A 26,707-nucleotide genomic window follows, 5' to 3' on the forward strand; every position below is an offset into this window, starting at 1 on the left:
GGCATGCTCTATGGACGTCTCTTTCCTGGGAGGACCGCAGCCGCAGCGCGGTCTCGGCGTCGTCGCACCGTTCGACTTCGCCCTCGATCGTGAGCTGTGGCGCTGGGTGCCCGACGAGATCTCCCTCCATCTCACCCGCACCCCGTTCGTCCCGGTGGAGGTGAGTCTCGACCTCGCCAGGATCGTCAGTGAGCACGAGACGCTCGACGAGGCGGTCAGGGCGCTCGGCGCGGTGGAGCCCGAAGTCCTCGCCTACGCCTGCACGTCGGGCAGTTTCGTCGGCGGCATCGCGGGCGAACGCGCGATGTGCGAGGCCATGCGCCGCTCCGGCGAACGGCCGTGCGTCACCACGTCGGGCGCGCTCCTCGAAGCACTGGCCGAACTCGGCGCCCGCCGCGTCGCCCTCGTCACCCCCTACACCCGGTCCGTCACCGAGTCCCTCGCGGAGTACCTGGCACAGGCGGGCGCGGCCGTCACCGGGACGGCGTTCCTCGGCCTGACCCGGCACATCTGGAAGGTGCCCTACCGGGACGTGGCGCGGATGGCGCGCGACGCGGCGGGCACCACGGCGGACGTGCTCTTCATCAGCTGCACGAACCTGCCCACGTACGACGTCATCCCGCAACTGGAGGCGGAGCTGCGGATCCCGGTGATCTCGGCCAACCAGGTCACGATGTGGGCAGCCCTGCGCCGGCTGGGTACGCGAGCGGTGGGGCCGTACCAGGCGCTGCTCGACCCGGCGGCGCGACGCCAGTGGCCCCTGCCGGACCTGCCGGAGGGCGGCCTCCGGCCCGGACACGGCGCTCCGGAACTCCCGGAGGGCCAGGAAGGGTGGGCATAGGACATGACAGCGCTCGGACTTCTCTACCCAGGACACTCGGCCGAGGACGACTACCCGCGCATCGAGATGCTGATCGACAGTGACATCCGGCTGCCCGTCGTCCACACCGACATCGGCGAGGACGCGCACCGGGTCGACGCGCTTCTGGAGATGGGCGCGCCGGACCGGCTCGCGGCGGGCATCGAGGAACTCAGGCTCGCGGGCGCGGAGGCGGTGGTCTGGGCGTGCACCTCCGGCAGCTTCGTCCTCGGCTGGGACGGCGCGCAGGAGCAGGTCAGAACGCTGGCCGTGACCGCGGGGCTGCCCGCGTCCAGCACCTCCTTCGCCTTCGCGCACGCCCTGGGCGAGCTGGGCGTGCGCCGGGTCGCCGTCGCGGCGACGTACCCGGCGGACGTGGCCGAGCACTTCGCCGCGTTCCTCAAGGCGGCCGGGGCCGACGTGGTCTCGGTGCGCGGCAGCGGCATCATCACGGCCGCGGAGGTCGGCACGTGGGGCTGGGAGGAGACCCTGGCGATGGCCCGCGCGGGCGACCACCCCGACGCGGAGGCGGTACTCCTGCCGGACACGGCCCTGCACACGGCGGCGTACGTCCGTGACCTGGAGCGCGAGCTGGGCAAGCCGGTCCTCACCGCCAACCAGGTCACCGTCTGGGAGGCGCTGCGCCTGGTGGACCGACGGGTGCACGCGCCGCAGCTGGGGACGCTGTTCACGAAGGAGCCGGTGGTGCAGGTGTAGCTGGCCCTGAGGGGGCCGGAAACGCAGGTCCGGAGGAGGCCGGGAATACAAGTGGAGCCCGCCTCCGTTAGGCGGGGGTCAGGCAGAAACACGTCTCCAGGAGGACCCCGTGCCGGCCAACCACGACGAGATCCGGGGCACAGCCCACGGCACCGCCCCGACCCCCCTCTCCGTCCTGGACCTGGTCACCGTGGGCGCGGGCCGCACCGCCACGCAGGCCCTGCGCACCGGTGTCGACATCGCGCGGCTCGCCGAGAGCCGCGGCTACCACCGGTACTGGGTCGCCGAGCACCACTCCATGCCCGGAGTGGCCTCGTCGTCCCCGGCCGTGATCCTGGCCCACCTCGCCGCCCACACCGACCGCATCCGGCTCGGCTCGGGCGGCGTCATGCTGCCCAACCACGCCCCGCTGGTCATCGCGGAGCAGTTCGGCACGCTGGAGGCGATGGCCCCCGGCCGCGTCGACCTCGGCCTCGGCCGCGCCCCCGGCACCGACGGGGCCACCGCCGCCGCCCTGCGCCGCACCGACCGGCTCAACGAGGGCGCCGACGACTTCCCGCAGCAGCTCGCCGAGCTGACCCGGTTCCTCGACGACGACTTCCCCGACGGCCACCCGTACTCCCGCATCCACGCGGTCCCGGGCCCCGTCCAGGCCACGTCGCCCGGCGGCGTCCAGGACCCGCACCGGCCGCCGCTGTGGCTGCTCGGCTCCTCCGGCTTCAGCGCCCGCCTCGCCGGTGTGCTCGGCCTGCCGTTCGCCTTCGCGCACCACTTCTCGGCGCAGAACACCGTCCCGGCGCTCGACCTGTACCGCGAGTCCTTCCAGCCCTCCGCCGTCCTGGACAAGCCGTACGCCCTCATCGGCGTCTCCGCGCTCGCCACCGACGACGACGGCACCGAGGCCCGCCGCCAGGTCCTCGCCGCCGCGCTCAACATGGTCCGCCTGCGCACCGGCCGCCCCGGGCTCGTCCCGACGCCGGAGGAGGCGGAGGCGTACCCGTTCAACGAGATGGAGCAGGACTTCATCCGCTCCTGGAACTCCAACGTCATCCACGGCACCGCCGACGAGGTCCGCACCGGCCTCGACGACCTCCAGAAGCGCACCGGCGCCGACGAGCTGATGCTCACGGCCAACGCCCACAGCGGCGAGGTCCGGCTGCGCTCCTACGAGCTGATCGCGGACGCGTACGGGCTGCCCAGGGCCTGACCTCGCGCGACGGCGCGGCGCCGCTCCGGCGGAGCCGCGCCGTCGCCGTTCCTGCCGCCTTCCTGCCGCCGTTCCTACCGGCGTTCCCGCTGCCGTTCCCGCTGCCGCTCCGCGAGCAGCTCCGAGATCCGCTCCGCCGCCACCGGCCGCGAGTACAGATACCCCTGCCCCGTGTCGCACCCGATGCGGCGCAGCCGGTCCGCCTGGTCGAGCGTCTCCACGCACTCGGCGGTGACGGTGAGACCGAGCCGGTGCGCGAGCTGCACCATCGCCTCGACGATCACGGCGTCGGCCGGTTCCGACGGCGTGCTCGCGCCGTCCTCGAAGCCGCGCACGAACGCGCCGTCCAGCTTCAGCACCGAGACGGGCAGCCGGGAGAGGTAGGCGAGGTTGGAGTAGCCGGTGCCGAAGTCGTCGATGGCGATGCGTACGCCCATGTCGCTGAGGTCCTGCAACGCCTTCAGGGGCCGCCCGGTGGAGCCCATGACCGCGGACTCGGTGAGTTCGAGCTGCAGGAGCTCGGCGGGCAGCCCGGTCTCGGCGAGGATCCGGGCGACGTCCGCCACCAGGTCCGAGTCCCACACCTGCCGCACCGCCACATTGACGCTGACGAAGACCGGCGGCACGTCCGGGTGCGCGAGCTGCCAGGCCCGCGCCTGACGGCAGGCGGTCTCCAGGACCCACCGCCCCAGCTGCACGATGGACCCGTCCTCCTCGGCCAGTGCGATGAACCGATTCGGCGTCAGCAGGCCGAACTCCGGGTGGAGCCAGCGCACCAGTGCCTCCACCCCGCGCAGGCCGCCGTCCTCCAGGCGGACGAGCGGCTGGTACGCGAGGACGAACTCGTCCCGCTCGACGGCCGGACGCAGCCCCGACGACAGCGCCTGCCGGGTCACCCGGCGGGCGTTGCGCTCCGGGTCGAACAGGGTCCAGCGCGCCTTGCCGTCGGCCTTCGCCCAGTACAGCGTGGTGTCCGCGGCCTGCATCAGGCCCATCGGGCTGGTGCCCGCGACGTCCCGCTCGACGACGCCGATCGACGCCGAGACCGAGAGCAGCTGCCCCGACAGGTCGAAGGGCTCGCGCAGCGCCTCCAGGACCGTCTCCGCGAGATCCGCCAGCTGGTCCGTCCCCGTGGAGTCCTCCATGAGCAGCGCGAACTCGTCGCCGCCGAGCCGGGCCACCAGCGGGGCGCCCGTGGCGTGCCGGGCCATGTCGGCGCAGTGGGTGAGCCGCTCGGCGACGGCGGCGAGCAGCCGGTCGCCGACGTGGTGGCCCAGGGTGTCGTTGACCGCCTTGAACCCGTCGAGGTCGAGATAGCACAGGCCGACCCGGCCAGTCGCGCCCGTGCCCTCGTACGCCCCCGCCTCCAGGGCGCCGGTGAGGCGCTCGAAGAACAGGGCGCGGTTGGGCAGCCGGGTCACCGGGTCGTGCGTCTGGAGGTGGCGCAGCCCCGCCTGGAGGTCGCGGTGGGCGCTGATGTCGTTGAGCGAGAGGAGTACGACGTCCGCGCCGGGCACGGGCGACACCGTGATCCGCACCCACACGGAGTGGCCCGCGGCGTGCTTGAGGCGCCGGGTGCGGCCGAGCGGCGCCTGCCGGCCGCGCAGCACCTCCAGGTAGGAGTCCCGGGTGCGCGGGTCGGAGCCGAGGTCGAGGAGGTCGGCGGCGACCCTGCCGACCAGCGGCTCGGTGCCCGCGCCGTGCAGGAGGGTACGGGCGGCGGCGTTGGCACCGACGATCACGCCGTCGCGGTCGACGAGCAGCATCGGCTGGGGCGCGGCCAGGAAAGCGGCGCCATGGACCGGCCCCGGCCGACACGCCTGGGGTTGCTCACTCTCGGTGATGAAATCGGGGCAGGGGTCGGGTGCGGACACCTCCGCCGCGGTCGTGGGCCCTTCGGGATGTGCGCTCACCGCTTCGCTCCCCGTGGTGCGTCGGCCGGTCGCGTGGTGCTGGTGCGGCCGGGGTCCCGGCAGGAAAGTGTGCCGATCATAGAGGCCGGTCGGACGGCCTATCCAGCCTTGTCCACGGTCCGAACCGGAGGCGGGGCTACCGACCCGCCCCGCCAGATCGTTTCTGCCCGGCCCTTTACGGGCTTCTGCCGCACCCCGACCGACTGTGACGGCCTGTGATCATCGGGGGTGTCGCGGCTCACTCGTCCGGGCCAGATAAACAAGGCGAAACCATACAAACACCAACACTCTGGGTGGGGTGTCTCACTTTCCCTTCCCGGAGGTCGCCTTGGAGCGCCCGCAGCCACCCGCGGGGGTGGACAGGGCCCGCCTGCGCGCCGCCGCGGCGGCCCTGACCGCACTCACCGCCCTCGCCGCGACGGGCCTGGTCGCGGGCCCGGCCGCCGCCGCCCCCTACGGCGGGCCCTGCGCCCTGGAACGGACCGCGGCCCATCACTCCGAGGGCCTCGACACCTGGAACGCGGACTATCCGCGCCCCAGGAAGAGCCTCGACGCGGTGATGATCTTCCTGTCCTTCCCGGACGCGGCCCCGCTCACCACGCCCGAGCAGCTCACGGCGGACTACTTCCCGGCCACCAGCGAGTTCTACGACCGGGCCTCGTACGGCAAGTTCACGCTCACGCCGCATCCGCAGCGCGCGTGGCTGAAGATGCCGCGGCCCTCGACCTCGTACCGCATACGGCGCGACTGGGCGCCGTCCGACCGCAGCGCCTACCTTCGGGACGCGCTGGCCGCGGCGGACGCCTCCACCGACTTCAGCAAGTACGACATCGTCTACTTCGTCGCCGACCCGGACGCGCCCGGCGTCGACTCCGACGCCACCAAGGTCGTCAACTTCGACCGTCCGATGCGGGCCGACGACACCGAGATCCGGCGCGTCGTCACCGTCTTCGAGCAGCACCCGCCGGACCGCAACGTCCTCGCGCACGAGACCGGGCACGTCTTCGACCTGCCCGACCTCTATCACCGGCCGTCCGACGGCAAGGGCGACTGGGACACGTACGTCGGGGACTGGGACGTCATGGGCAGCCAGTTCGGGCTCGCCCCCGACCTCTTCGGCTGGCACAAGTGGAAACTCGGCTGGCTGGAGCCCGAGCAGGTCTCCTGCGTCACCCGCACGGGCGTCACCCGGCTGACCCTCGAACCCCTCAGCACGGCGCCGCGTGCGGCCGGGGCCCCCTTCGGCGCGGGCGGCGGCACCAAGCTGGCGGTCGTGCGCACCGGGCCCTCCAGCGCCGTCGCCCTGGAGGCGCGCGGCGCCGCCGGCAACGACAGCACCACCTGCAACCAGGGCGTCCTCGTCTACCGCGTCCACGGCGACTCGGCCTCCGGCGCGGGTCCCGTCCAGGTCCTCGACACCCACCCGACGACAGCCTCCTGCCACGGCGACTCGGTCTACCCGCCACTGGCGGACGCGCCCCTGGCGGTGGGGGAGAGCTACACGGTCCCCGGCGAAAACCTCCAGATCGAGGCGGAGAACCGCACGGCGTCCGGAGCGTGGACGGTGAAGGTGACGACGGGCTAGCCCCACCGCCATCGGGCCCCCTGGGCATGTAAGAAGGCCCCCCGCTTTCGCGGGGGGCCTTCTTACCGTCTGTGCGCCGCCAGGGACTCGAACCCCGGACCCGCTGATTAAGAGTCAGCTGCTCTAACCAACTGAGCTAGCGGCGCCTGCTGACGTCGTAGACCTTAGCATCCTGATCGGCGGCAGGAAAAATCGATATGCGGACGGCCGCGTGCGCGCCGGTGCGGGCCGCTCGGACGCAGGCCCACAGGAGGACCTCGGGGCCGGGCAGCCAGGGGTGGCGGGTGTCGGGGGCGACGACCCAGCGGGACTCGGGGCGGGGCTCGGCGGATGTCGTGGGCGCGGGCACGGTGACCGCGTCGCCGGTGCCGTGGCAGAGCAGGGGCGGCACGGCGGGGCCCCACTCCTCCCAGCGCAGCAGCGACGGCAGGCGCTGTGCCGTGCCGGGGGCCGTGAACAGGAGCATGCGGCCGCGATGTGTGGCGACGGGGCCGGACCCGGGCCCCTCGGACCAGAGCCGGTCTAACATGCGCCGGCCGAAGATCGCGGGGACGTTGACCACGTCGAAGACCGAGCCGCAGGGCAGCACGACCGGCGCGCTGGGCCGGGAGTGCCAGTGGGAGAGCGTGGAGCGCGGATACGTTCCTGCGGAGGCGAGCCATGCGGCGCCTTCAGGGGTGACACCCGTGACGTCGTGGACGTGGGGGGTGTCGGAACCGTCGCGGGGGGTGCCGGGGACAGGGGCGAAGTGCGGGTGCGCGGTGTTCATGTACACCACCTCTACCGGGGGTGAGGAGACGGCTCCGCAGAGTTGTCCAAAATCGGGACACAGCCGGGGTATGCGCGGTATCTTGCCCCTCTGGCATATGCCAAAGCCTCCGGTGGCGCGTCTGCCCGACGAGGCTCAGGACGCCTCGCCCGGCACCGGACCGGCCCCCCGCCCCCGCTCAGGGCGACTGCTCCGAACCGCTGCGCAGCAGGTCACGCCCGAACTCGACCATCTTCTTGGCGTAGTCCTCCGTCCAGCCCCCGCGCTCCGCGATGTCGGCCGTCGACAGCCGGTCGAAGCGGCGCGGATCGGCGAGCTGCGCCGCCGCGACGGCCTGGAACTCCACGGACCGGTCGGTCGCCGCGCGGAACGCGAGCGTCAGCTCCGTCGCGCGGGCGAGCAGTTCCCGCGGGTCCTCGATGGACTCCAGGTCGAAGAAGTGCTCGGCATCGCCGGCGGCCTCCGCGGGCTCGAAGATCAGCGGCACGGGCCGCAGCCGCGGTTGCGGGGTACGGGGCCCCTCGGGCTCCGCCATGGTGGTTCCTCCTTGTGCCGGTTGCGGCCCGCCCTGTGCCCGGGCCGCCTTCCATTGTCCGACGGGGCGCAAGTACGCCTCCGTGCGCGGGGGACGCGCTACGGCGTCCACGCCACCCGGTGCTCCGAGAGCCGCGCGAGGACCGCGTGGTTCGCCTCCCAGCCGTCGGGGAACTTGACGTCCACCCCGAGCTGCACGGGCTCCGTCGAGGGATGCTCGTCGAGGAGTTCGGCGACCCCGGCCCGGCAGACGACGACGCACGCGTGCCGGTGCCGGGACGCCAGCACGCACAGCCGCCCCGTCTCCAGGTGGAACGCGGTCGCGTCCGGTCGCCCGGAGAGTGGATGCAGCACGACGGTCACGTCGTACTCCCGGCCCTGCAACCGGTTCGCCGTGTCCACCGTGACGTCCCGCACGCCCAGCTCGCCGAGGGCCGCGCGGACCGCCGCCGCCTGGTCGCGGTGGGCGGTGCCGACGCAGATCCGGTCGGCGGTCAGCGGCGCCGGGTCGGGCCCCCGCTCGGAGTACGTGACGCCGTCCCGGTCGAGCAGCCGCCGTACGACGAGCGCGACCGCCCGCACCGCTTCCGGGTCGGTGCGGGGCGTGTGCGCGGCGGGCAGTTCGAGCAGGCCCCAACCGGCTTCGGCCGCCTCGTCGATGACCCGGTCGGGGCCCGAACCGTCCGGCGCCGCACGGAACTCCAGGCGCCGGTCGCCCTCGTCCGTGCCGCTGCGGAACCGCGTGAACGGGTAGAACGCGCCCGACACCAGCGGCGCCGCCGACGCGGGCAGCCGCCACGACACCGGCAGCCGGTGCTGCGGCAGGTCCGGGTTGTGCGCGAGCAGTGTCGACACCGCGGAGGCCGAGGGGTCGTAGGAGAGCCCCGCCCACTGCTCGGAGCCGACGATCGCGAACGGGTCGAGCTGGCCCGGATCGCCCACGAACAGTGCCCGTTCGAACAGTCCGGCCACGGCGAGCAGCGCGTCGGAGCGCATCTGGTACGCCTCGTCGACGATGGCGTGACCCCAGGGCCCGCCCGCGTCGGCGACCTTCACGTGCGCCCACTTCGCGGCGGTCGACAGGACCACGGGGAGCGGCGCGAGATCGCCCGCCTTGGTCGAGGTGCGGACGTGCGGCAGGTCGTCGAGCGCCTTGTCGTACGCGTCCGGGTCGCTGCTGTGAAGCCGGCCCACCGGTAGCTCGGGGTTCTTCTCGTGCAGGCGCAGGACGAGGTCGTCGACCTGGGCGTTCGTCTGCGCGACGATCATCAGCCGGCGTCCCGCGTCGGCCAGTTCGAGCGCCGCCCGCACCACCAGGGTCGACTTGCCCGCGCCGGGCGGCGAGTCCACGACGACCCCGCGGGCGTCACCGTGGAGCGTGTCGCGCAGGATCGCCTCGGTCGCGCGCGCGGCGGCGGCGGACGGGCTGAGCGACGCCGGGTCGAGCGGGATCACGGGAGCGGTCACAGGAGCGGTCACAGGATGTCCTCCGAGGTCACGGCGTCCGGCATCGGTCCGTTCGGCTCGGCGCCGGGCGGGCCGCCGTGCGTCCAGGGCGTCTCCTCGGGGTCCGGCAGCTTGGGCCCGCCGCGCTGCTCGTGTTCGAACAGCGTCCAGCAGACCCGGTCGCCCTTCCGCGGCAGGGACCCTTCCTCGGGCTCCTTGCCGCGCCCCATCTTGTCGAGCACCCGCAGCACGACCGCGTCCCGCGCCTCGCTCTCGTACGCGACGAACTCGGCGGTCTGCGGCTTGCCGTCGAGCGAGCGGAACACCTTCACGCGCTCGCCGAGGTGCGGCCGGTCGTCGGTGCGGACCGTGACCAGCGGGCGCGGCCGCTTCTTGTCGTTGTACGCCGCGACGACCTCGGTCACCTCGCCCGCGAACGCCTCCCCGGACAGCCGCCGGCCCGCCATCACCAGCGGGTCGTCGAGCGCCTCCTGCGCGTCGAGACGGGCCTGTTCGCGCTCGCGCGTGGCCAGCTTGTTCGCCGCCGTCACCGCGTCGTCGCGGCGCGGCTGCGGCGGCTCGCCCGCCGCCACCCGGTCCCGGTGCCCGGTGAACGACCAGCGGTCCCGCGTCCAGCGCTCCGCCGCGCGCGGCCCCTCGGGCAGCGTGCACAGCAGGTCGAGGCCGCGCCAGACCGCGTCCCAGGTGGGCCGGGTACGGGACTCGACCAGGCGGTGGATCTCCCGCTCGGCGGCGGTGAGTTCGGCGAGCCGCCCGTCGGCCTCGACCGCGTCCTCGGTCGCCGCCAGGCGTGTACGGGCCCGGTCGTAGCGCTCGATCGCCGGCGCGAGCAGCTTGTTGTCGAACGCGGGGTCGGTGGCGGGCCCCGCCGGAGGGCACAAGAGCTGGCCGTCCTGGCCCCGGCCCAGCTCGGCCCGGAGCGCGGCCTCGGCGCCCGAGCTGCCCTCCGGGGCGGTGATCCAGGCGAGCAGCGCGCCCAGGTGCTGGTCCTCCAGGCTCGACTGGCCCGTCGCCCAGTGCCGGGACAGCAGGTCCGTCATGGCGAGCAGGAGGGAGGAGCCCGGGACGCGCGCCCGCTCCCCGAAGTGCGTCAGCCAGCGGCCGAGCAGCGGCACGTGCGGCGGCGCCGGGTACGGCGTCTCCGGGTCCTGCTCGGCGGTGCGGCGGAACCGCATGGAGCGGCCGAGCAGGCGGACGAGGTCGATGCCCGCGCGGCTCGGCACGATGATCTGCGGCGCGTCCGCGCACAGCTCGACCTCGACCTTGACCTTCTTGCCGGTCTCCGGGTCGGTCTCGCTGCGCTCGGCGGCCTCGACGTCCGCCGCGAACCCGTCGACGTACGGCAGGACCGTCTCGGCGAGCCGCGTCAGGAACGCGAAACGCAGGTCGCGGTCGCGCGGCTGGGGCACGACCAGGAGGCGCGGCGAGGTGCGCTCGGTGCCGACGAGGGCGCCGAGCGGGGCGCCGGTCTCGCCCGCGGTCGTCAGCGGCACGAGGACCAGCGGCCGCTGCGACAGGTGCCGGTGCCGGACGGTGGCGATGGGCTGGGCCCGCCCGGAACTGGTGGCTTCCAGCCGGGCCAGGTGGTTGATGAGGCTCACGGGGCCGCCCCCTCGAACGGCCGGGCCGCGCCCTGCGCCGACTCGGCCATGTCGAGCGCCTCGGCCCGCAGAGCCGCCGCACGGCGCAGCGCCGCCACCGTCGGGTCGGCCGGGTCGCCCGTCTCGCCGTGGGCCGCCGCGAGCACCGCGTCCACCGTGGTCAGGCCGCCCAGTTCGGCACGGAGCGCCCTGCCGAGCGACGTCACCGCCCCCTCGGCGCGGGAGCGCGCGCGGCAGTGGAACGCCAGCTCGCACGCGGCCAGGCACTCCGGCGCGTACGTGGCGGGCACCGACTCGACGGCGGCGGTCAGCTCGGCGGCGGGCCGGTCCGGGTCGAGGACGGTGCCGGGCGGCAGCTGCGCCGCGATGTCCTCGATCCGCGTGAGACGGCGCAGCTGGCGGCGCGTGACCGACAGCTGCTTGCGGACGTCGACGGCGGAGGCGGCCGGGAGGTTGGAGAAGTCCTTGGGGCAGACCAGGACGGCCCGCTCCCGCACGCGTACGCCGCTGTCGGGAAGGCGGGCCGCTACCTCCTCCAGGGCCAGCACGTACACCGCCGCCTGGCGGGCCGCCGCGCCGACCTTCGCCGCGTCCGCCGCGCCGTCGATCATCGGGAAGGACTTGATCTCGACGACGGTCCAGGAACCGTCCGGGTGCACGACCACCGCGTCGGGTTCCAGGAAGGCGGGGCTGCCCGCCACGTCGAGCGCGAGCATCGGATGGTCGAGGAACGTCCAGGTGCCCGGCGCCGCCACCGCCTCCCGCAGCGCGAGCGCGGTCCGCGCGGTACGGCCCTCGGGCCCGGCCGCCGTCAGATCGGGGGCGCGGACGAGATCGGGGGCCGGCTCGGGGGCATCGCCGTCCACGCGCGCGTGGACGAGGCGCAGCAGCTGGGCGCCGCCGTCCGCCTTCACCCGTGCCTCGAACACATTGCCGCGCGCCAGAGCGAACTGGGACTGTCCGAACCCCGAGGGGGCCCCGAGCGCGTCCGCGAGCGCGGCCTTGTCCACCCCGGCGCCGTCGAGCAGCGCACGTCTGTCACAGCCCGGGTTCGCCGCGAGCGCCGCCAGGGCGCGGGCGTCCAGCGGGCGCGGCTGATGGTCCGGGCCGCGCAGCTCAGCGAGCCGGTGCCGCAGCCCCGTCACCGGTGTCGTGCGCGGCGGCCTTGCGCTGTCGGGGTATTCGCTCACCCGCCGAAGTCTGGCACTCTCCACTGACAATCGAGGAACGAGTGGCGGAAGGGGCGGCGGAACCGGCCCGCACCCCGTTCACGAGGACCGCGTTCACCCGGTCCCTGACCCGCGCCGCGACCCGCATGACCGGCTTGGTGAGCAGCAGGCCCACGCCCATCACGGCGGCACCGGCGAGCGCGTCGAAGAAGTAGTGGTTGGCCGTGCCCATGACGACGATCGTGGTGATCAGCGGATAGGCGACACCGGCGGCCTTCACATACGGGTTCCGGCCGTTGCGCCACAGCATGATCCCGCACCACAGCGCCCACCCGACGTGCAGGCTCGGCATCGCCGCGTACTGGTTGGTCATCCCGCCGAGCCCCTTGGGCGCGCTGGCCGCGCCGCCCCACCAGCCGTACGAGCTGTACTGCGCCATCGTGTCGACGAAGCCGTGGCCCGCGCTCAGCAGCCGCGGCGGACACGTCGGCAGCAGCGTGAAGCCGATCAGGCCGATCAGCGTCGACGTCATCAGCCAGGTCCTGGCCGCGCGGTACAGATGCGCGCGGCGCCGGAAGAGCCAGATCAGGATGGCCGGGGTGACCACGTAGTGCAGCGAGGCGTACCAGAAGTCGGCGGGGACGCCGATCCAGGGCTCACGGGTGAAGAGACGGTTCAGCGGATGTTCGAGGTTCAGGCGGACCGCCTTCTCCGCCCGCAGGATCGCCAGACCGTGGTCGACGGCCGTGTTCACATCGCCCCGGGCGAGCAGCCGGCCCGCCGAGTACGCGCCGTACACGAGGAGGATCAGCGGCAGCTCGGTCCACCAACGGAGCCGCACAGCGGGTGTCGCCTCCGTGCGTGGTGCGTGGTCGATCTGCGACATTCGGGCCGCTCCCCCTCTTCCTCGTCCGGCGGCCTCCGGCCACATTGCCCACCCTAAGGTGTACGCGGGGTGCCGCGCGGCTGACCCCTGACCCTCGTAGACGTCGAGATCAGCCACCGGGTTGCCCGAGGAGCGGCGCCCAATCCGGTTACGCGATGATGGACGGGGCAGCGCCGCCTCTTCGTCCCTTGTTCACCCCGTACGTCCTCTCGCTCGTCCTGTCGCTACGGACGCATGCAGTCGTGAAAGGTCCCCGCATGGCACCGCGCATTCTGTTGGCCCGGCACGGACAGACCGAATGGTCCCAGTCCGGACGGCACACGGGCAGAACGGACATCCCGCTCCTCGACGAGGGGCGGCGCGGCGCCAAGCTCCTCGGCGAGCGGCTGCACGGCGCGCCCCACCACGGCCTCCCCGACGCCGAGGTCCGCACCTCCCCGCTGATCCGTGCCGCCGAGACCTGCGAACTCGCCGGGTTCGGGCAGCGGGCCACCGCCTGGGACGCGCTCATGGAGTTCGACTACGGCGCGTACGAGGGCCTCACCCCCGCCCAGATCCAGGAGCGGCGCCCCGGCTGGTTCATCTGGCGCGACGGCGTCCCCGACGGCGAGACCCTCGACCAGCTCACCGCCCGCGCCGACGAGGTCGTCGCGTACGCCCGCTCCGCCGACCGCGGCGACCGGGACCTCCTCCTCTTCGCGCACGGGCACATCCTGCGGGCCATCGCCGCGCGGTGGCTCGGGATGCCGGTCGCCTTCGCGGCGCGGATCCGGCTCAATCCGACGTCGCTGTCGGAGCTCGGGTGGGCTTATGGGGAGGCGGCGCTGGTGAGCTGGAACGAGACGGGGCACCTGGCGGTGGGCTGAGCCGGGATCGCTTCCTCGCCGTGGGGGGCCGGTTCGTCGGCGGGTGCGCGTCTCGTCGTGGCTGGTCGCGCCGTTCCCCGCGCCCCTGGAGCGTGCGGCTTCGCCGCAGCCCCATGAGCGGCGCACGAAGTGCGCCGTTTAGGGGCGCGGGGAACTGCGCGACCAGCCACGACGAGAGTCGAGGGCGCTTCACCGGACAGCTACCGTCGGGACGTCGCGTGGGCTTCCAGGAACCCTGAGACGCCGCCCGAGCGCCGGTGGGGCAGGAGGACGCGCGCCGTCGCGCCGAGCATCGCCTCGATCCGCGAGGACCGGACGTCACGGAGCAGCCCCAGGGCCCGCGACCCCGCGGCCGCGGCTTCGTCGGGGCGGCCCGCGCGGGCCAGGTCGTCGGCGAGTTCGGCGGTGTAGAGGGCGATGTTGCGGGTGAAGTGCGGGTCCTGGAGGGCGACGGCGCGGCGGGCGTGCCGGGCGGCGCGGTGCCAGGAGCCGAGCGCGGACCAGCACTGGGCTTCGAGGCCTTCGAGCTCGGCCTCGCCGTAGAACGTCATCCAGTCGGGGTCGGCGTCGCAGACCCCGCGGGCGAAGAGGGCCTGGGCCTGGGCCAGGGACCGTTCGCAGGTGGCGCGGTCGCCGAGCCCGGCCCAGCCGCCCGCCTCGCGCAGCGCGAGCAGCGAGAGCAGCCGGGGCGAGCCGAGCGGCGCGGCCACCCGCATCGCCGCCTGCGCGGCCCGTACGGCTTCGCGGGGGCGCCCGGCGTCGCGGGCGAGGAACGCGGTGTTGCAGAAGGCGTGCGCCTCAAGGGCCTCGTCCCCGGTCATGCGCGCCGTGGCGAGCGCCTCCGCGTAGTGGGAGCGTGCGTCGTCGAAGCGGCCGGAGTCGTGGGCGAGCCAGCCGACGGAGATGGCCAGTTCGCCCGCGCCCGCCTGGAGCCGGTCGGCGAGGTCACGCTGCGCGGTGCCCGCGTCGAGCAGTTCGAAGGCGGTCCGCAGGGGTTCCGCGGCCCGCCGGTAGAGGCCGTCGGCGCCGTGCCGGTCGTCGTGGAGCCGGATGCGCAGGATCGCGTCCTCCACGGCGCGGGCGCCGGTGCGCGCGGAGTGCCGTTCGAGTGGGTGGCCGAAGGGGGCGTCCCCGGGTACGGCGGGGGGTGGCGCGGCGAAGGCCGGGGTGGCGAAGGGGGACAGGGTGGTGACGGCGACCGTGGCCGTCGAGCCGGTCATGCCGGCCATGAATGCGCGACGCCGCACGTCGCTCTCCTCGTGGTGCGTGTGCTCAGGAACTTCGGGGTCTCCGGGGCCGCGGGGGCTCTCGGTCTCCGGGCGCGCGCTCCGGCCCCGTACCGAGGCGCGGGGCGCGAATCCCAGGTCGGTGAGGGAGCGGCCGGGGAACATGTGCAGGAACACCCGCTCGTACGCGTAGTTGGGGCAGCGGATGGCGCCGGACTCGACGCGGCCGATGTAGCGCGCGTCGCAGCTGACGCACTCGCCGATGTCGCGGGCCGCGCGGCGCACGGCGGCCGCGAACTCGCCCGGTGAGCGCCGGCCGCGCAGCCGCCGGAAGGCGAGATTCGGCCGCGGGGAGCGCGGTGCCGGAGCGTCCGGGACCGACGGAGACGACGTCATGGGCGGGTCCTCCCGTGCGAACCGTGCCGGACACCTAAGGGGCCTTGGATCTCGGGTTTCCGTGCCGCCCGCGGTCCGTCGCCCCTCATGTCCGGCGAGGCTCGAAGATACCGGCAGTGACGGTGTCGACACACAGCGTTTGGCTACAAACCGGATATCTCACCCTTGATCTGCCATGAACTGCCATCCTTTGCGGCGGCGCGCCGCCGTTGCCGTTGACGCCGCCGGGCGTTGAACCCATTGGCGATACCCCACGGGCACGAGTGCCACGTACGCGAGAAGCGAGGAGGGGCCGACGTGTTGGACGCCTCACAACCCACGACGCCACAGCTTGCCCCGGAGACCGAGGGTCACGGAGAGCAGCCGCCCGGCGCCTGCGACCTGGTGACCGTGGGCTCCCGGCAGGGCCTGGAGGCCGTCGACATCCTGCGCCGTGCCAGCGCGGACCCGGTCGGCCCGGTCCTGCACGACGGCGGCGGCGACACCCTCGGCTTCCTCGTCCCGCCCGGCACCGCCGACGGCTGGGACCTGCCCGGCAGCGCCTGTACGCAGACCGTGGGGCGGGGCCTCTCCCTCGCGCCGCCGGTCGAGGGCACCGGCTGGCTGCTGCCCCCGGCCCCGGCGGGCGCGGGCGAGGACGACCTGGTCACCGACCCCGCCGCGCTGCGTGCCGCGCTCGACGAGGCGGCCCGGCTCATCGAAGCGGCGGACAACTGCCGCTGAGCCGTACCGTCACCCGGTGCGGATAATGGCGGAATGGCCAGGTCACGCGGGAAGCAAGGGGACACCAAGGGCGGCAAGGGGGGTCCGAGGGGGAGCGGCAAGGGCGGCCGGGGCGCCCGTGAGCCCGTCGTGCGCGATGTCGACGGTGGTCTCGCCGAGCTGATACCCGACCGCGACCGGCCCTCGGGCTGGACGCTGTCCCTGGACGGCGCCCCGCAGTCGCACGTCGACCTCGCCGACCCCGCGCACCTCGCCTTCGAGTACCAGCGCCGTATCGGCCACGTCCTCGACCTCGCCGCGGAGCCCGGCCGCCCCGTGCAGGCCGTGCACCTCGGCGGCGGCGCCTTCACGCTGGCCCGCTACGTCGCCGCGACCCGGCCGCGCTCCACCCAGCAGATCGTCGAGCGGGACGGGCCGCTCGTCCAACTCGTCCGTGAAAATCTCCCGTTGGATCCTGGCGCCCGGATCCGGGTCCGTACGGCGGACGCGCGCGAAGCGCTCGCCAAGCTCCCCGACGCCTGGGCGGACGTGCTGGTCGCGGACGTGTTCAGTGGGGCCCGCACCCCGGCCCACCTCACCACCGGCGAGTTCCTCGGCGAGGTGCGGCGCGTGCTGCGGCCCGGCGGGACCTACGTCGCGAACGTCGCCGACGGGCCGCCGCTGGCGTATCTGCGCGCCCAGATCGCCACCGCTTCGGCGCTCTTCCCCGAACTCGCGCTGATCGCCGACCCGGCCGTGCTGCGCGGCAGACGGTTCGGCAACGCGATCCTGGTGGCGTCGGGGCGGCCCCTGCCGGTGGCGGACCTCACCCGGCGCGCGGCGGGCGATCCCCATGCCGGGCGGGTCGAACACGGGCGCGCGCTGCTGGACTTCGCGGGCGGCGCGGCGCCGGTCACGGACGCCTCCGCGAAGGCGTCACCGGCGCCGCCGCCGTCCGTCTTCCGCTGACCCGGACCCGGACCCGGGGTGCACGGGCCGTTCAGTACGTCGCGATCTCCACGGACGGCCGGTGGTCGTGCCATGTGCAGAACACCGACACCCGCTGCTCCCCGGCGCTGAACTCGACCCGGATCCACGTCGTCTGCCTCCACACCTGCACCGACCAGCCGCTGTTCGGCGTCGCGGAGACCAGCGTCGCCGACGTGTCGCCGAGGTCGAACACGGCACGGCCGCCCGCGGTCTCGTAACTCTTCACGGTCCCGGACGAGGCGGTGCCCGGCGGCTGCGAGGAGGCGGAGGGAGGCGGGGACGACGGGGTGCTCCCCGAGCCCGTGCCCGCCCCGGGCCCCGGCGCCGACCCCGACGGTTTCGAGGACGGGTGCGCCGAGGGCTTCGCGGACGGGCCGGACGAGGTCGCGGGCGGCGACGGCTCCGGGCGGTGCGTGGACGAGGAGACCGGCAGCGCCCCGTCGGACGCGTCGGCCCCGGCCACCGGCAGCGCCCGCGGCGGGTCGTACGCCGTGCCCGACATCACCGTGTGCACGCCCCACCACGACAGCGTCACCGCCGCCCCGGTCGCGCACAGCCACGCCACCGAGTGCACCAGGCCGCGCCGCATCGGGCGCGGCGTCCGGGGGACGTCCAGCGGTTCGGGCGGTTCGGGGGGCGTGGGGCGCGTCGGGGGCGTCGGTCGGGTCGGTCGCATCGCGGGCCATACTGCACCACGCCCCGCGCGTCTGTCCCACGGAGCCCGTGGTCACCCGGGCGGGGACCGAGATCAGCCGTATGGCGTACGGTGCGGCCCATGGCAAGTGTGCTCGTGGTCGAGGACGACCAGTTCGTGCGCTCCGCCCTCATCCGGCACCTGACCGACGCCGCGCACACCGTGCGCAGTGTCGGCACGGCCCTGGAGGCGCTGCGCGAGGTCGCCCATCTCCGGTTCGACGTGGTGATCCTCGATCTCGGTCTGCCCGACCTGGACGGGTCGGAGGCGCTGAAGATGCTGCGGGGCATCACCGACGTACCCGTGATCATCGCGACGGCGCGGGACGACGAGGCGGAGATCGTCCGGCTGCTCAACGACGGCGCCGACGACTACCTCACCAAGCCCTTCTCGCCCGAGCACCTCGCGGCGCGGATGGCCGCCGTGCTGCGCCGCGCCCGGAGCAGCACGAGCGCCGAACCGCCGTCGCGGATCCTCCGGGTCGGCGGCCTGTCCATCGACCCGCTGCGCCGCCAGGCCGAACTGGACGGCGCGCGGCTCGACCTGACCCGCCGCGAGTTCGACCTGCTCGCGTTCCTCGCGGAGCGCCCCGGCGTCGTCGTCCCGCGCAAGGAGCTGCTCGCCGAGGTGTGGCAGCAGAGTTACGGGGACGACCAGACCATCGACGTCCATCTGTCGTGGCTGCGGCGGAAACTGGGCGAAACGGCCGCACGGCCGCGCTATCTGCACACGCTGCGGGGTGTCGGCGTGAAGCTCGAACCGCCGTACGCCGGTCCGGAGCGGCCGGGGTCCGCGCCATGAGGTGGGCGCTGGTCAAGGTGTGCCTTGCGGTGACGACGATGGTGGTGGTGGCGTTCGCCGTGCCGCTCGGGCTCGTCATCAAGGAGATGGCGCGCGACCGGGCGTTCTCCAACGCCGAACGGACCGCCGCCGCCATCCAGCCCACCCTCTCGATCACCACCGACCGCGACGAACTCGCCCGCGCCCTCGCCACCGCGCAGACCGGCGGCGAGGACCGGATGTCGGTGTACGTGCCGGCGGCCGGCGGCAAGCCCGCGATCCGGCTCGGCGAGCAGCGGGTCTCGGCGGACAAGCTGGACATCAGGCGCGCCAGGATCGACGACGTGCCCGGCGGGTCCGTGTGGCTCCAGCCGATCGCGGTCAGCAGCGGGAAGATCGCGGTCGTCGAGGTGTACGTGCCCGAGGCCGAGGTCACCAACGGCGTGACGACCGCGTGGGTCGTGCTCGCGGGCGTCGGCATCGCGCTGATCATCGGCTCGGTCGCGGTGGCGGACCGGCTCGGGGTGCGGATGGTGCAGCCCGCGCAGCGCCTTGTGAGCGCTGCCCACGAGCTGGGGGAGGGGCGGCTCGGCGCGCGGGTCCCGGAGGACGGGCCGACGGAGCTGCGGCTCGCGGCGGTCGCGTTCAACTCGATGGCGGACCAGGTCGTGCAACTCATGGCCAACGAGCGGGAGTTGGCGGCGGACCTGTCGCACCGGCTGCGCACCCCGCTGACCGTGCTCCGGCTCAACGCGGCCTCGCTCGGCGAGGGCACCGCCGCCGAGCAGACCCGCGTCGCGGTCGCGCAGCTGGAGCGCGAGGTCGACACCATCATCCGGACGGCGCGGGACGCCAAGCCGCAGACGGCGGCGGCCGGACCCGGCGCGGGCTGCGACGCCGCCGAGGTGATCCGGGAACGCATGGACTTCTGGTCGGCACTCGCCGAGGACGAGGACCGCAAGGTGCGGGTCGCCGGCGTCGACCGGCCGGTCCGCATCCCGGTGGCGCGCGGCGACCTGGTGGCGGCCCTCGACGCGCTGCTCGGCAACGTCTTCCGGCACACGCCCGAGGGCACGGCGTTCGCGGTCGACGTGCACAGCGGGGAGGACGCCGTGATCGTGCTCGTCTCCGACGCGGGGCCCGGCATCCTCGACCCGGAGGCGGCGATGGCGCGCGGCAAGGGCTCGGGCAGCGACGGCTCGACCGGGCTCGGCCTGGACATCGTGCGCCGCCTCGCCGAGTCGACCGGCGGCGACGTCCGCATCGGCTCGTCCGTGCTCGGCGGCACCGAGGTGCGGATCTGGGTGCAGCTCCACGGGCGCGGGCCGCGCGAGGGCGGCCGCCGAGGCCGGGGGCACCGGGGCGGCAGGGAGCGCAGGGGCGGCCGCGCCCCGGTCGCCGCCCGTGACCATTAACCGCTCCCGATCCCTTCCTTAAGCCAACCCTAAGATCCACAACTGCCGTCCGGCTTGCCCGGATTGACGGGTTCGGGGCCGCTAGCGTGCTGCCGCAGCACCAACCCCCACCCGTACCTCGGTACATCCGTACAGCTAAGGCAGGCACGCGAATGAGCAGCACGCACCGGCGCAGGGTCAGCGGCAGGAACAAGGCGATAGGCGGCATCGTCGCGGCGGCTGTCGTGGGCGGCGGCGCGTTCGTCTTCGCGTCCAGCGCGTCGGCGGCCTCGGTCGGCGCCGCGTACACGAAGACCAGCAGCTGGTCCGGCGGCTACACCGGCCAGTACGTCGTCACCAACGACACGGACAAGGCGCAGTCCGGCTGGACCCTCGAGTTCGACCTGCCGTCGGGCGCCAAGCTCAGCTCGCTGTGGAACGCCGAGTCGAAGGTCAGCGGCTCGCACGTCACCGTGGTCCCCGCCGCCTGGGACAAGCAGGGCATCGCGCCCGGCAAGTCCGTCACCGTCGGCTTCGTCGTCTCCGGCGACGCGGACCCGACCGGCTGTCTGATCAACGACGCGAAGTGCTCGGTCGACGGCGGCGAGCCGGCGCCGGAGCCGAGCGGCCGCCCGACGGACGCGCCCACCTCCACGCCCACGTCGGAGCCGACCTCGGAGCCGACGGACGCACCGTCCACCGGTACGGGCACGGGCTCGGGCACGACCGCCGGGGCCGGGTTCGCCCCGTACGTGGACACGTCCCTCTACCCGAAGTTCGACCTGGTCGCCTCCTCCAAGGCCACCGGCGTCAAGGAGTACAACCTCGCCTTCATCACCTCCGGCGGGACCTGCGCCCCGAAGTGGGGCGGCGTCACCGACCTCGGCGGCGACGAGGTGGCCGCGCAGATCGGCGCCCTGCGCTCGGCGGGCGGCGACGTGCGCGTGTCGTTCGGCGGCGCGTCCGGCACGGAGCTGGGCCTGGCCTGCTCGTCCGCCGGTGACCTCGCGGCGGCGTACCAGAAGGTCATCGACCAGTTCAAGCTCACCAAGGTCGACTTCGACATCGAGGGCGCCGCACTGCCGGACACGGCCGCCAACACCAAGCGGGCCCAGGCGATCGCCACGCTCCAGAAGAACAACCCGAAGCTGAACGTCTCCTTCACGCTGCCCGTCATGCCGGAGGGCCTGACCTCGGACGGCGTGAACTTCCTGAAGAACGCCAAGTCGAACGGCGTCACGACCGACCTCGTCAACATCATGGCGATGGACTACGGCGCCTCCTACAGCGGCGACATGGGCACGTACGCCGAGCAGGCCGCGACCGCGACGCAGGCCCAGATCAAGAGCGCCCTGGGCCTCTCGGACGCCGCCGCCTGGAAGGCCGTCGCCATCACCCCGATGATCGGCGTCAACGACGTCGCCTCGGAGGTCTTCAAGGTCGACGACGCCACGCAGCTCGTCTCCTTCGCGAAGGCCAAGGGCCTGGGCGGCCTCTCCATGTGGTCCGCGACCCGCGACAAGGCGTGCCCCGGCGGCGCCACCAACTCGGCGCAGCCGACGTGCAGCTCGATCGAGCAGAGCGCGAACGCGTTCCAGAAGGCGTTCGCCGCGTTCAAGTAGGCCAGTAGGCCGGTAGGCCAGTAGGCCAGTAAGCCATCTCGGACAACGGGGGCCCAGCCCCGGCCGGAGACCTTCAGGTAGGTCCCCCCACCCGGCCGGGGCTGCGGTCATGTCCGGGTCACTGCCGGGGGCCGGTCGCCGCCCGCCACTCCTGCGCGTAAGCGTCGAAGATCGCCCGGAGATGGTGGCCGATCTTCAGGTAGTCCAGGTCGTCCAGGTTGGCGAGGGAGACGCGGACGGACCATTCCGGGCCCTCGAAGCCGCCGCCGTTCAGCAGGACGACGCCGGTCTGGCGGGCGAGGCGGAAGAGCGGGTCCACGGGCTCGTACTCGCGCTCCAGGAACTGGGCGAACTCCGCGCCGTGCTCCAGCTCGGCCTGGGCGAGCAGGTCCAGTTCGATGTAGTACGCCGCGCGGTGCGGATCGTCCGCGATCTTCATGTGGGCGCCTTCGAGGAGGAGTTCGAGGCGCCGCTGGACGATCTCGCGGATGCGCAGCTTGTACTCCTGCCCCTCCTCCAGGAGGTCGAAGAGCGAGAACAGGCTGAGCATGACCTGCTGGGGGAGGGAGAGGCCCGCCGTGTGGTTGAGGGCCACCTGGCGCGAGTCGGCGACCAGGCGGTCGATGAACCTGATCCTCTCCGGCTCCAGGGTGAGCGTTCCGTAGCGCTTGTTCAGGCGCTCCTTCTCGGCGGCCGGGAGGTTCGCGAGCAGCTCGTCGATCACGTTGTCGTCGTGCAGGCCGATCACCCCGAGCCGCCAGCCGGTGCAGCCGTAGTGCTTGGAGTAGGAGTAGACGAGGAGCGTGTTGCGGGGCAGGTCCGCGGCGATGGAGCGGAAGCCCTCGACGAAAGTGCCGTACACGTCGTCGGTGACGAGGAGCAGGTTCGGGTTCTTCGTCGCGACGATGTCCTTGATCTGGTCCGCGACGCGCTGCGACAGGGCGAGCGAGGGCGGGTTCGACGGGTTGACCAGGCAGACCAGTTTGATCTCCGGGTCGGCCAGCTTCTCGACCTCGTGCTCCGGGTAGCGCCACTCGCGCACACCCGCCTCGGCGAACATGCTGGCCTGGACGTAGGTGACGTCGAACTCGTAGGTGTCCAGCTCGGGGATCTCGATGTACGGCGTGAAGACGGGGACCATCAGGGCGATCTTGTCGCCCTTGTGCAGGATGCCGTTCTTCATCAGCGAGTCGAAGATGTAGCACATGGCGGCGGTGCCGCCCTCGGTCGCGAAGTACGAGAAGTCGCCGGGGGGCGGGTTCTTCGCGAACATCTCGTCGGCGATGTAGCCGCGGACGATGTCCTGGACGTGCGGGAGGATGCGGTCCGGCACCGGGTAGTTGTCGCCGACGGAGCTGTCCGTCAGCTCGTGCACGAACGAGTCCTTGCCGAAGCCGAAGCGCTGGATGCCGAGCTGGACGCACTGCGCGAGCAGGTCGATGCCGGGCAGGTCCGGGTGGCGCCGCACGAAGGTGTCGAAACGCTCGTAGGAGCCCCGCACCTCGGGCATACCGCCCAGGTTGTCGGCCGTCCACACGCGGCGTGACTCCTCCAGGGCGAAGTAGCCGAGCGCGTAGAACGCCTCGCGGGGGCCGGTCGCGACCCAGTTCGGGTTGCCGCGCCCCGCGTTGAGCATCTGGACGTTCGACTTGCCCTTCTGGCCCGGCTGGTCGGCCTGCGCCTCCTTGGCGAGGTCGATGAAGACGTTCTTCAGCTCGAAGGGGGAGAGCTGCGCGTACTGCCGGATCTGTTCGCGGGTCAGGCTCGACTTGGGCATGGGCCTCTGCTTCCTGTTCCTAAACGGCGGTGCTGGCGGTGCTGGCGGTGCTCAGTGGTGGAGGAGGACGATCACGGCGCCCCAGATGGTCAGCAGGACGTTGCCGACGGCGTACGGGATGGTGTAGCCGAGCGTGGGGACCTGGGATCTCGACGCCTCGTTGATGGCGCCGATCGCGGCCGTCGTGGTCTGGCCGCCCGCGAGGACGCCCATCAGGATCGGGAAGCGGATCTTCTGGATGTGGTGGCCGACGAGGAAGCCGACGATCAGCGGGATCACCGTCGCGACCGCGCCGAAGATCAGCAGGCCCCAGCCGGCCGACGACAGACCGGAGGTGAAGCTCGGGCCCGCGTTGATGCCGACGACCGCGACGAACAGGCACAGGCCGAGCGTGTCCATGAACCACTGGGCGCCCGGCGGCACATTGCCGAACGTCGGGTACTTGCCGCGGATCCAGCCGAAGACCAGGCCCATGATGAGCGCGCCGCCGGACGTGGAGAGCGAGATGGGCACGCCGCCCGCGGTGAGCGCCGGGATACCGATGCAGCCGCCGAGGAAGATGCCGAGCCCGACCCAGATCATGTCCGTGGCGAACGAGGTGGGCACCGGCTTGCCGAGCGCCTTGCCCGCCGGGTCGACCAGCCGCTTCGGGCCGGTCAGGACGAGCGTGTCGCCGCGTTCGACCTTCGTGGTGAGCCGGTAGGGGAACTCGGCCCCCGACCGGTACACCTTGTCGATGTAGACGCCGACCATGAACGGTTCTTTGCGCAGGTCACCGATGGTGCGGCCGAGCTGCGCCTGCTCGGCGGCCACGACGTGCAGCGTCTCCGTCCGGTAGCCGAGCAGTTCGACGTCGTCGGTCTCCGCCCCGATGTGCGTACGGGCGTCGTAGTCGACCAGGGACCCGCGCAGCGCGCTCACCGCGACGACGTCGCCCTCGCGCAGGACCGTGTGCTGGTCGTGGTCGAGGATCTGCCCGTCGCGGCGGACCCGGGTCAGGTAGATGCGGTGGCCGAGCCGCTGTTGCTGCCGCTCGAAGTCGTCGATGGTACGGCCGGCGATGTCGGGGCGCTGGATCGTGTAGGCGCGCAGGACGACCTCGTAGTAGCCCTCGTGCAGGTCGGGGTCGTCCTCGGGCGCGTCCAGCTCCTTGGCGAGGGCGGCGGACTCGGCGGCGAGGTCCTTGCGGTACAGCTTCGGCAGGACGTTGGCGAGCAGCATCGCGCACAGGATGGTGCCGAGGGGGTACGTCACCGCGTAGCCGATGGCGACGAGGTTCTGCTCGTTCTTGGCGGCGCCCGAGGACAGGCCCGGCAGGTTGCCGATGGCGTCCTGCGCGACACCGATCACCGCGGACTGGGTCAGGGCCCCGCCGAGCAGACCGGCGCTGAGCCCGGGACCGTAGCCGAGGAGAGCGGCGAAGCCCCAGCAGACGAGGAGGCCGGTGACGCAGACGACGAGGGCGTTGACCACCTGCGGCAGGCCGTCCTTCTTCAGGCCGCGGAAGAACTGCGGGCCGACCTTGTAGCCGAGGGCGAACAGGAACATGGTGAAGAAGAGGTTCTTCACCGTTCCGTCGACCGTGACCTTGAACTGCGCGCCGAGCAGCAGGCCCGCGACCAGGCAGCCGGTGACGGCGCCGAGCGCGATGGCTTTGTAGCGGATCTTCCCGAAGAGGAAGCCGATCGCCACGGTGATGAAGACGAGCAGTTCGGGGTGGGGCTGGAAGATGTTCCGGTTGAGGAAGTCGATCACGGGTGGGCCCCCTCAGGATCCGAGGATGCCGACGAGCACCGGGCCCGTCAGCGGCAGCAGGAAGTTGGAGAGGGCGTACGTGATCGTGTAGCCCAGCATCGGCACCGACGACTGCGCCACCTGGGTGACGGCGGTGATCGCCGGGGTCGAGCACTGCTGGCCCGCGATCGCGCCGATCAGGAGCGGCGGCTCGATCTTCAGCAGCTTGCGGCCGATGATCAGCGAGAGCGTGGCGGGGATCAGCACCATCGCGATCCCGGCGAACGGAAGCAGCGCCCCGTACTGCTTGATCAGCGGCCACGCCTGCGGGCCCGAGACCAGGCCGGTGCAGGCGATGAAGACCGCGAGGCCCATGTCCTTGATGGTGGACGCGGCCTGCGGCGGGAACGCGCCGAAGGTCTGCTTGCGCGAGCGGAACCAGCCGAACAGCAGCCCCGAGATGAGGCAGCCGCCGCCGGTGCCGAGCGACATCGGCACGCTGCCGAACTTGACCACGACCTGGCCGAGCAGCGAACCCGCCGCGATGCCGAGCCCGAGGTAGATGAAGTCCGTGGAGTCGTTCCTGACGACCGAGCCGAGCTTCGCCACCAGCTTGTTCAGGCCCGAGCGGGCGCCGACCAGGGTGAGGACGTCACCGCGGTGCACGACCGTGTCACCGGTGGCGGGCAGGTCGGTGTCGGCGCGGGTGACGTCGGTGACGTAGACGCCGTCCTTCAGGAACTCGTCGTTCTCGCGCTGGAGGCGGTCGATCGTCTTGCCGTCGTCCTCCTTGCGGGTCACCGACACCTGCGCCGTGGCGAGCGGTGAGTCGAGACCCGGGACGCCCGGAGTCTCGGGGCCGATGAGGCGGCCCGCCTCGATGGTCTGCGCCCGCCGGCCGACCACCAGGACCAGGTCGGAGAGGGTCAGTTCCAGGCCGGGGTCGGCGGCCATGACCTTGCTGCCGCGCTTCACGGACTCGATCGTGACCCGCTCGTCCAGACGGGACTCCAGGGCGCCGACGGTCTGCCCGTCGGCCGTCGTCACCAGGTACGTACGGCCGACCATGCCGGGCAGCGCGGGCCGCTCGTCCGACTCCAGGGAGCCGCTGCTGCGCGTGCGCTCCCACAGCTGACGGGCGGAGTCCCGCAGGTTGATCCGCATCAGCATCGGCATGATCTGGCTCGTGTACAGCACGATGGTGATCAGGCCGAAGAGGTAGCAGACGGTGTACGCGGTGGCGACGTTGCCCTGGTACTCGGTGATCTGCTGCGAGGTCAGGCCGGACAGTTTGCCGATCGACTCCGTGGCCGTACCGACCACCGCGGACTCGGTGGCCGCGCCCGCGAGGATGCCGGACGCGGTGCCGACGTCGAGGTCGAACCACTTGGCCAGGGTGAAGGCGATACCGAGGACGCAGACCAGCTCGATGGCGCACAGGACGAAGAAGCGCAGGCTCTTCTTGTTGAGGTTGCGGAAGAACTGCGGTCCGGCCATGTAGCCGAGGGCGAAGATGAACAGCGCGAAGAACACCGTCTTCACGTCGTCCGACACCTGCGCCTTCGTCCAGGCGCCGAGCAGCAGCGAGACGATCAGGGTGCCGCAGATACCGCCGAGTGTGAGCGGCCCCACGCGTGCCTTGCCCACGAGGTAGCCGAGCGCGAGGCTGAGGAACAGGACGAGTTCGGGGTGTTCCTTGAGGACGCCCATGGGCGGCTCAGGACCGTGCGGCAAACTGGGCGAAATGGGTCATATCGGGAACGTAATGGTGAGTACGCCGCTCCGCCACACGGCGTACTCCCCTCGGACGCGGCGTACT

Annotated in this window: 22 protein-coding genes and 1 tRNA gene; 10 read left to right on the forward strand and 13 right to left on the reverse strand. The window is 72.8% G+C overall.

The window, feature by feature from the left end:
* The first annotated feature begins 10 nt into the window (after positions 1-10).
* The 3 genes from C1N81_RS28550 (at position 11) to C1N81_RS28560 (ending at position 2,783) form a co-directional block, all read left to right on the forward strand.
* Positions 11-841 carry a maleate cis-trans isomerase family protein gene (locus tag C1N81_RS28550; RefSeq protein WP_394433790.1) on the forward strand — a complete coding sequence of 277 codons (831 nt, stop codon included), beginning with the start codon at positions 11-13 and terminating at the stop codon, positions 839-841.
* Between the two features lie 3 nt (positions 842-844).
* Positions 845-1,576 (forward strand): maleate cis-trans isomerase family protein, encoded by a 732-nt coding sequence (locus C1N81_RS28555; RefSeq protein ID WP_394433792.1) that lies wholly within the window; start codon positions 845-847, stop codon positions 1,574-1,576.
* Positions 1,577-1,685: 109 nt separating this feature from the next.
* Positions 1,686-2,783 (forward strand): LLM class flavin-dependent oxidoreductase, encoded by a 1,098-nt coding sequence (locus C1N81_RS28560; RefSeq protein ID WP_394433794.1) that lies wholly within the window; start codon positions 1,686-1,688, stop codon positions 2,781-2,783.
* A 74-nt stretch (positions 2,784-2,857) separates the two neighbouring features.
* On the opposite strand, the gene C1N81_RS28565 is transcribed toward C1N81_RS28560, so the two are convergent.
* Positions 2,858-4,696: a putative bifunctional diguanylate cyclase/phosphodiesterase gene (locus C1N81_RS28565; protein WP_394433796.1), complete on the reverse strand. Its 1,839-nt coding sequence runs from the start codon at positions 4,694-4,696 to the stop codon at positions 2,858-2,860.
* Between the two features lie 298 nt (positions 4,697-4,994).
* Between C1N81_RS28565 and C1N81_RS28570 the strand changes: the two genes are divergently transcribed.
* The gene (locus C1N81_RS28570) at positions 4,995-6,281 is read left to right on the forward strand and encodes a M6 family metalloprotease domain-containing protein (protein ID WP_394433798.1); all 1,287 of its coding nucleotides are present in this window, start codon (positions 4,995-4,997) and stop codon (positions 6,279-6,281) included.
* A 72-nt stretch (positions 6,282-6,353) separates the two neighbouring features.
* Here C1N81_RS28570 and C1N81_RS28575 read toward each other — a convergent pair.
* The 7 genes from C1N81_RS28575 to C1N81_RS28605 form a co-directional block, all read right to left on the reverse strand.
* Positions 6,354-6,427, reverse strand: a tRNA-Lys gene (locus C1N81_RS28575).
* A complete protein-coding gene (locus C1N81_RS28580) occupies positions 6,418-7,050 on the reverse strand; it encodes a bifunctional DNA primase/polymerase (RefSeq protein WP_394433800.1) in 633 nt (210 codons plus the stop codon). Before C1N81_RS28580 ends, C1N81_RS28575 begins: the two co-directional genes overlap by 10 nt.
* Positions 7,051-7,228: 178 nt before the next feature.
* The gene (locus C1N81_RS28585) at positions 7,229-7,585 is read right to left on the reverse strand and encodes a hypothetical protein (RefSeq protein WP_394433802.1); all 357 of its coding nucleotides are present in this window, start codon (positions 7,583-7,585) and stop codon (positions 7,229-7,231) included.
* A gap of 98 nt (positions 7,586-7,683) precedes the next feature.
* On the reverse strand, positions 7,684-9,051 hold the full coding sequence (locus tag C1N81_RS28590; RefSeq protein WP_394438300.1) for an AAA domain-containing protein: 1,368 nt from the start codon (positions 9,049-9,051) through the stop codon (positions 7,684-7,686).
* Between the two features lie 8 nt (positions 9,052-9,059).
* A complete protein-coding gene (locus tag C1N81_RS28595; RefSeq protein WP_394433804.1) occupies positions 9,060-10,652 on the reverse strand; it encodes a hypothetical protein in 1,593 nt (530 codons plus the stop codon).
* Positions 10,649-11,842 carry a hypothetical protein gene (locus tag C1N81_RS28600; protein WP_394433806.1) on the reverse strand — a complete coding sequence of 398 codons (1,194 nt, stop codon included), beginning with the start codon at positions 11,840-11,842 and terminating at the stop codon, positions 10,649-10,651. Before C1N81_RS28600 ends, C1N81_RS28595 begins: the two co-directional genes overlap by 4 nt.
* Positions 11,769-12,707: a phosphatase PAP2 family protein gene (locus tag C1N81_RS28605; protein WP_394433808.1), complete on the reverse strand. Its 939-nt coding sequence runs from the start codon at positions 12,705-12,707 to the stop codon at positions 11,769-11,771. The genes C1N81_RS28600 and C1N81_RS28605 overlap by 74 nt, the downstream gene beginning before the upstream one ends.
* Positions 12,708-12,964: 257 nt before the next feature.
* On the opposite strand from C1N81_RS28605, the gene C1N81_RS28610 reads away from it, so the two are divergent.
* A complete protein-coding gene (locus C1N81_RS28610; RefSeq protein ID WP_394433810.1) occupies positions 12,965-13,573 on the forward strand; it encodes a histidine phosphatase family protein in 609 nt (202 codons plus the stop codon).
* A gap of 200 nt (positions 13,574-13,773) precedes the next feature.
* On the opposite strand, the gene C1N81_RS28615 is transcribed toward C1N81_RS28610, so the two are convergent.
* Positions 13,774-15,195, reverse strand: a complete 1,422-nt coding sequence (locus tag C1N81_RS28615; protein WP_394433812.1) for a tetratricopeptide repeat protein — start codon at positions 15,193-15,195, stop codon at positions 13,774-13,776.
* A gap of 381 nt (positions 15,196-15,576) precedes the next feature.
* Here C1N81_RS28615 and C1N81_RS28620 point away from each other — a divergent pair, with 381 nt between their 5' ends.
* Positions 15,577-15,918 (forward strand): hypothetical protein, encoded by a 342-nt coding sequence (locus C1N81_RS28620; RefSeq protein WP_394438302.1) that lies wholly within the window; start codon positions 15,577-15,579, stop codon positions 15,916-15,918.
* A gap of 33 nt (positions 15,919-15,951) precedes the next feature.
* Positions 15,952-16,866, forward strand: coding sequence for a spermidine synthase (locus C1N81_RS28625; RefSeq protein ID WP_394433814.1), 915 nt, complete (start codon positions 15,952-15,954; stop codon positions 16,864-16,866).
* Between the two features lie 31 nt (positions 16,867-16,897).
* Here C1N81_RS28625 and C1N81_RS28630 read toward each other — a convergent pair whose 3' ends face one another.
* The gene (locus C1N81_RS28630) at positions 16,898-17,476 is read right to left on the reverse strand and encodes a hypothetical protein (RefSeq protein ID WP_394438304.1); all 579 of its coding nucleotides are present in this window, start codon (positions 17,474-17,476) and stop codon (positions 16,898-16,900) included.
* 186 nt (positions 17,477-17,662) lie between these two features.
* On the opposite strand from C1N81_RS28630, the gene C1N81_RS28635 reads away from it, so the two are divergent.
* The 3 genes from C1N81_RS28635 to C1N81_RS28645 all read left to right on the forward strand — a co-directional run bounded on the left by C1N81_RS28635 (position 17,663) and on the right by C1N81_RS28645 (position 21,377).
* Positions 17,663-18,382 carry a response regulator transcription factor gene (locus C1N81_RS28635; protein WP_394433816.1) on the forward strand — a complete coding sequence of 240 codons (720 nt, stop codon included), beginning with the start codon at positions 17,663-17,665 and terminating at the stop codon, positions 18,380-18,382.
* Complete coding sequence (locus C1N81_RS28640; protein WP_394433818.1) at positions 18,379-19,776, forward strand: sensor histidine kinase; 1,398 nt, start codon at positions 18,379-18,381, stop codon at positions 19,774-19,776. Before C1N81_RS28635 ends, C1N81_RS28640 begins: the two co-directional genes overlap by 4 nt.
* A gap of 152 nt (positions 19,777-19,928) precedes the next feature.
* On the forward strand, positions 19,929-21,377 hold the full coding sequence (locus C1N81_RS28645; RefSeq protein WP_394433820.1) for a cellulose binding domain-containing protein: 1,449 nt from the start codon (positions 19,929-19,931) through the stop codon (positions 21,375-21,377).
* 118 nt (positions 21,378-21,495) lie between these two features.
* On the opposite strand, the gene C1N81_RS28650 is transcribed toward C1N81_RS28645, so the two are convergent.
* The 3 genes from C1N81_RS28650 to aspT (C1N81_RS28660) are packed head-to-tail and all read right to left on the reverse strand — an operon-like array spanning position 21,496 to position 26,598.
* Positions 21,496-23,154, reverse strand: coding sequence for a bifunctional aspartate transaminase/aspartate 4-decarboxylase (locus tag C1N81_RS28650; RefSeq protein ID WP_394433822.1), 1,659 nt, complete (start codon positions 23,152-23,154; stop codon positions 21,496-21,498).
* Positions 23,155-23,205: 51 nt separating this feature from the next.
* The gene (gene aspT / locus C1N81_RS28655; RefSeq protein WP_394433824.1) at positions 23,206-24,909 is read right to left on the reverse strand and encodes an aspartate-alanine antiporter; all 1,704 of its coding nucleotides are present in this window, start codon (positions 24,907-24,909) and stop codon (positions 23,206-23,208) included.
* A gap of 12 nt (positions 24,910-24,921) precedes the next feature.
* Positions 24,922-26,598, reverse strand: coding sequence for an aspartate-alanine antiporter (aspT, locus tag C1N81_RS28660; RefSeq protein WP_394433826.1), 1,677 nt, complete (start codon positions 26,596-26,598; stop codon positions 24,922-24,924).
* Between the last annotated feature and the right edge of the window lie 109 nt (positions 26,599-26,707).

Source organism: Streptomyces sp. SGAir0957 (assembly GCF_043523415.1).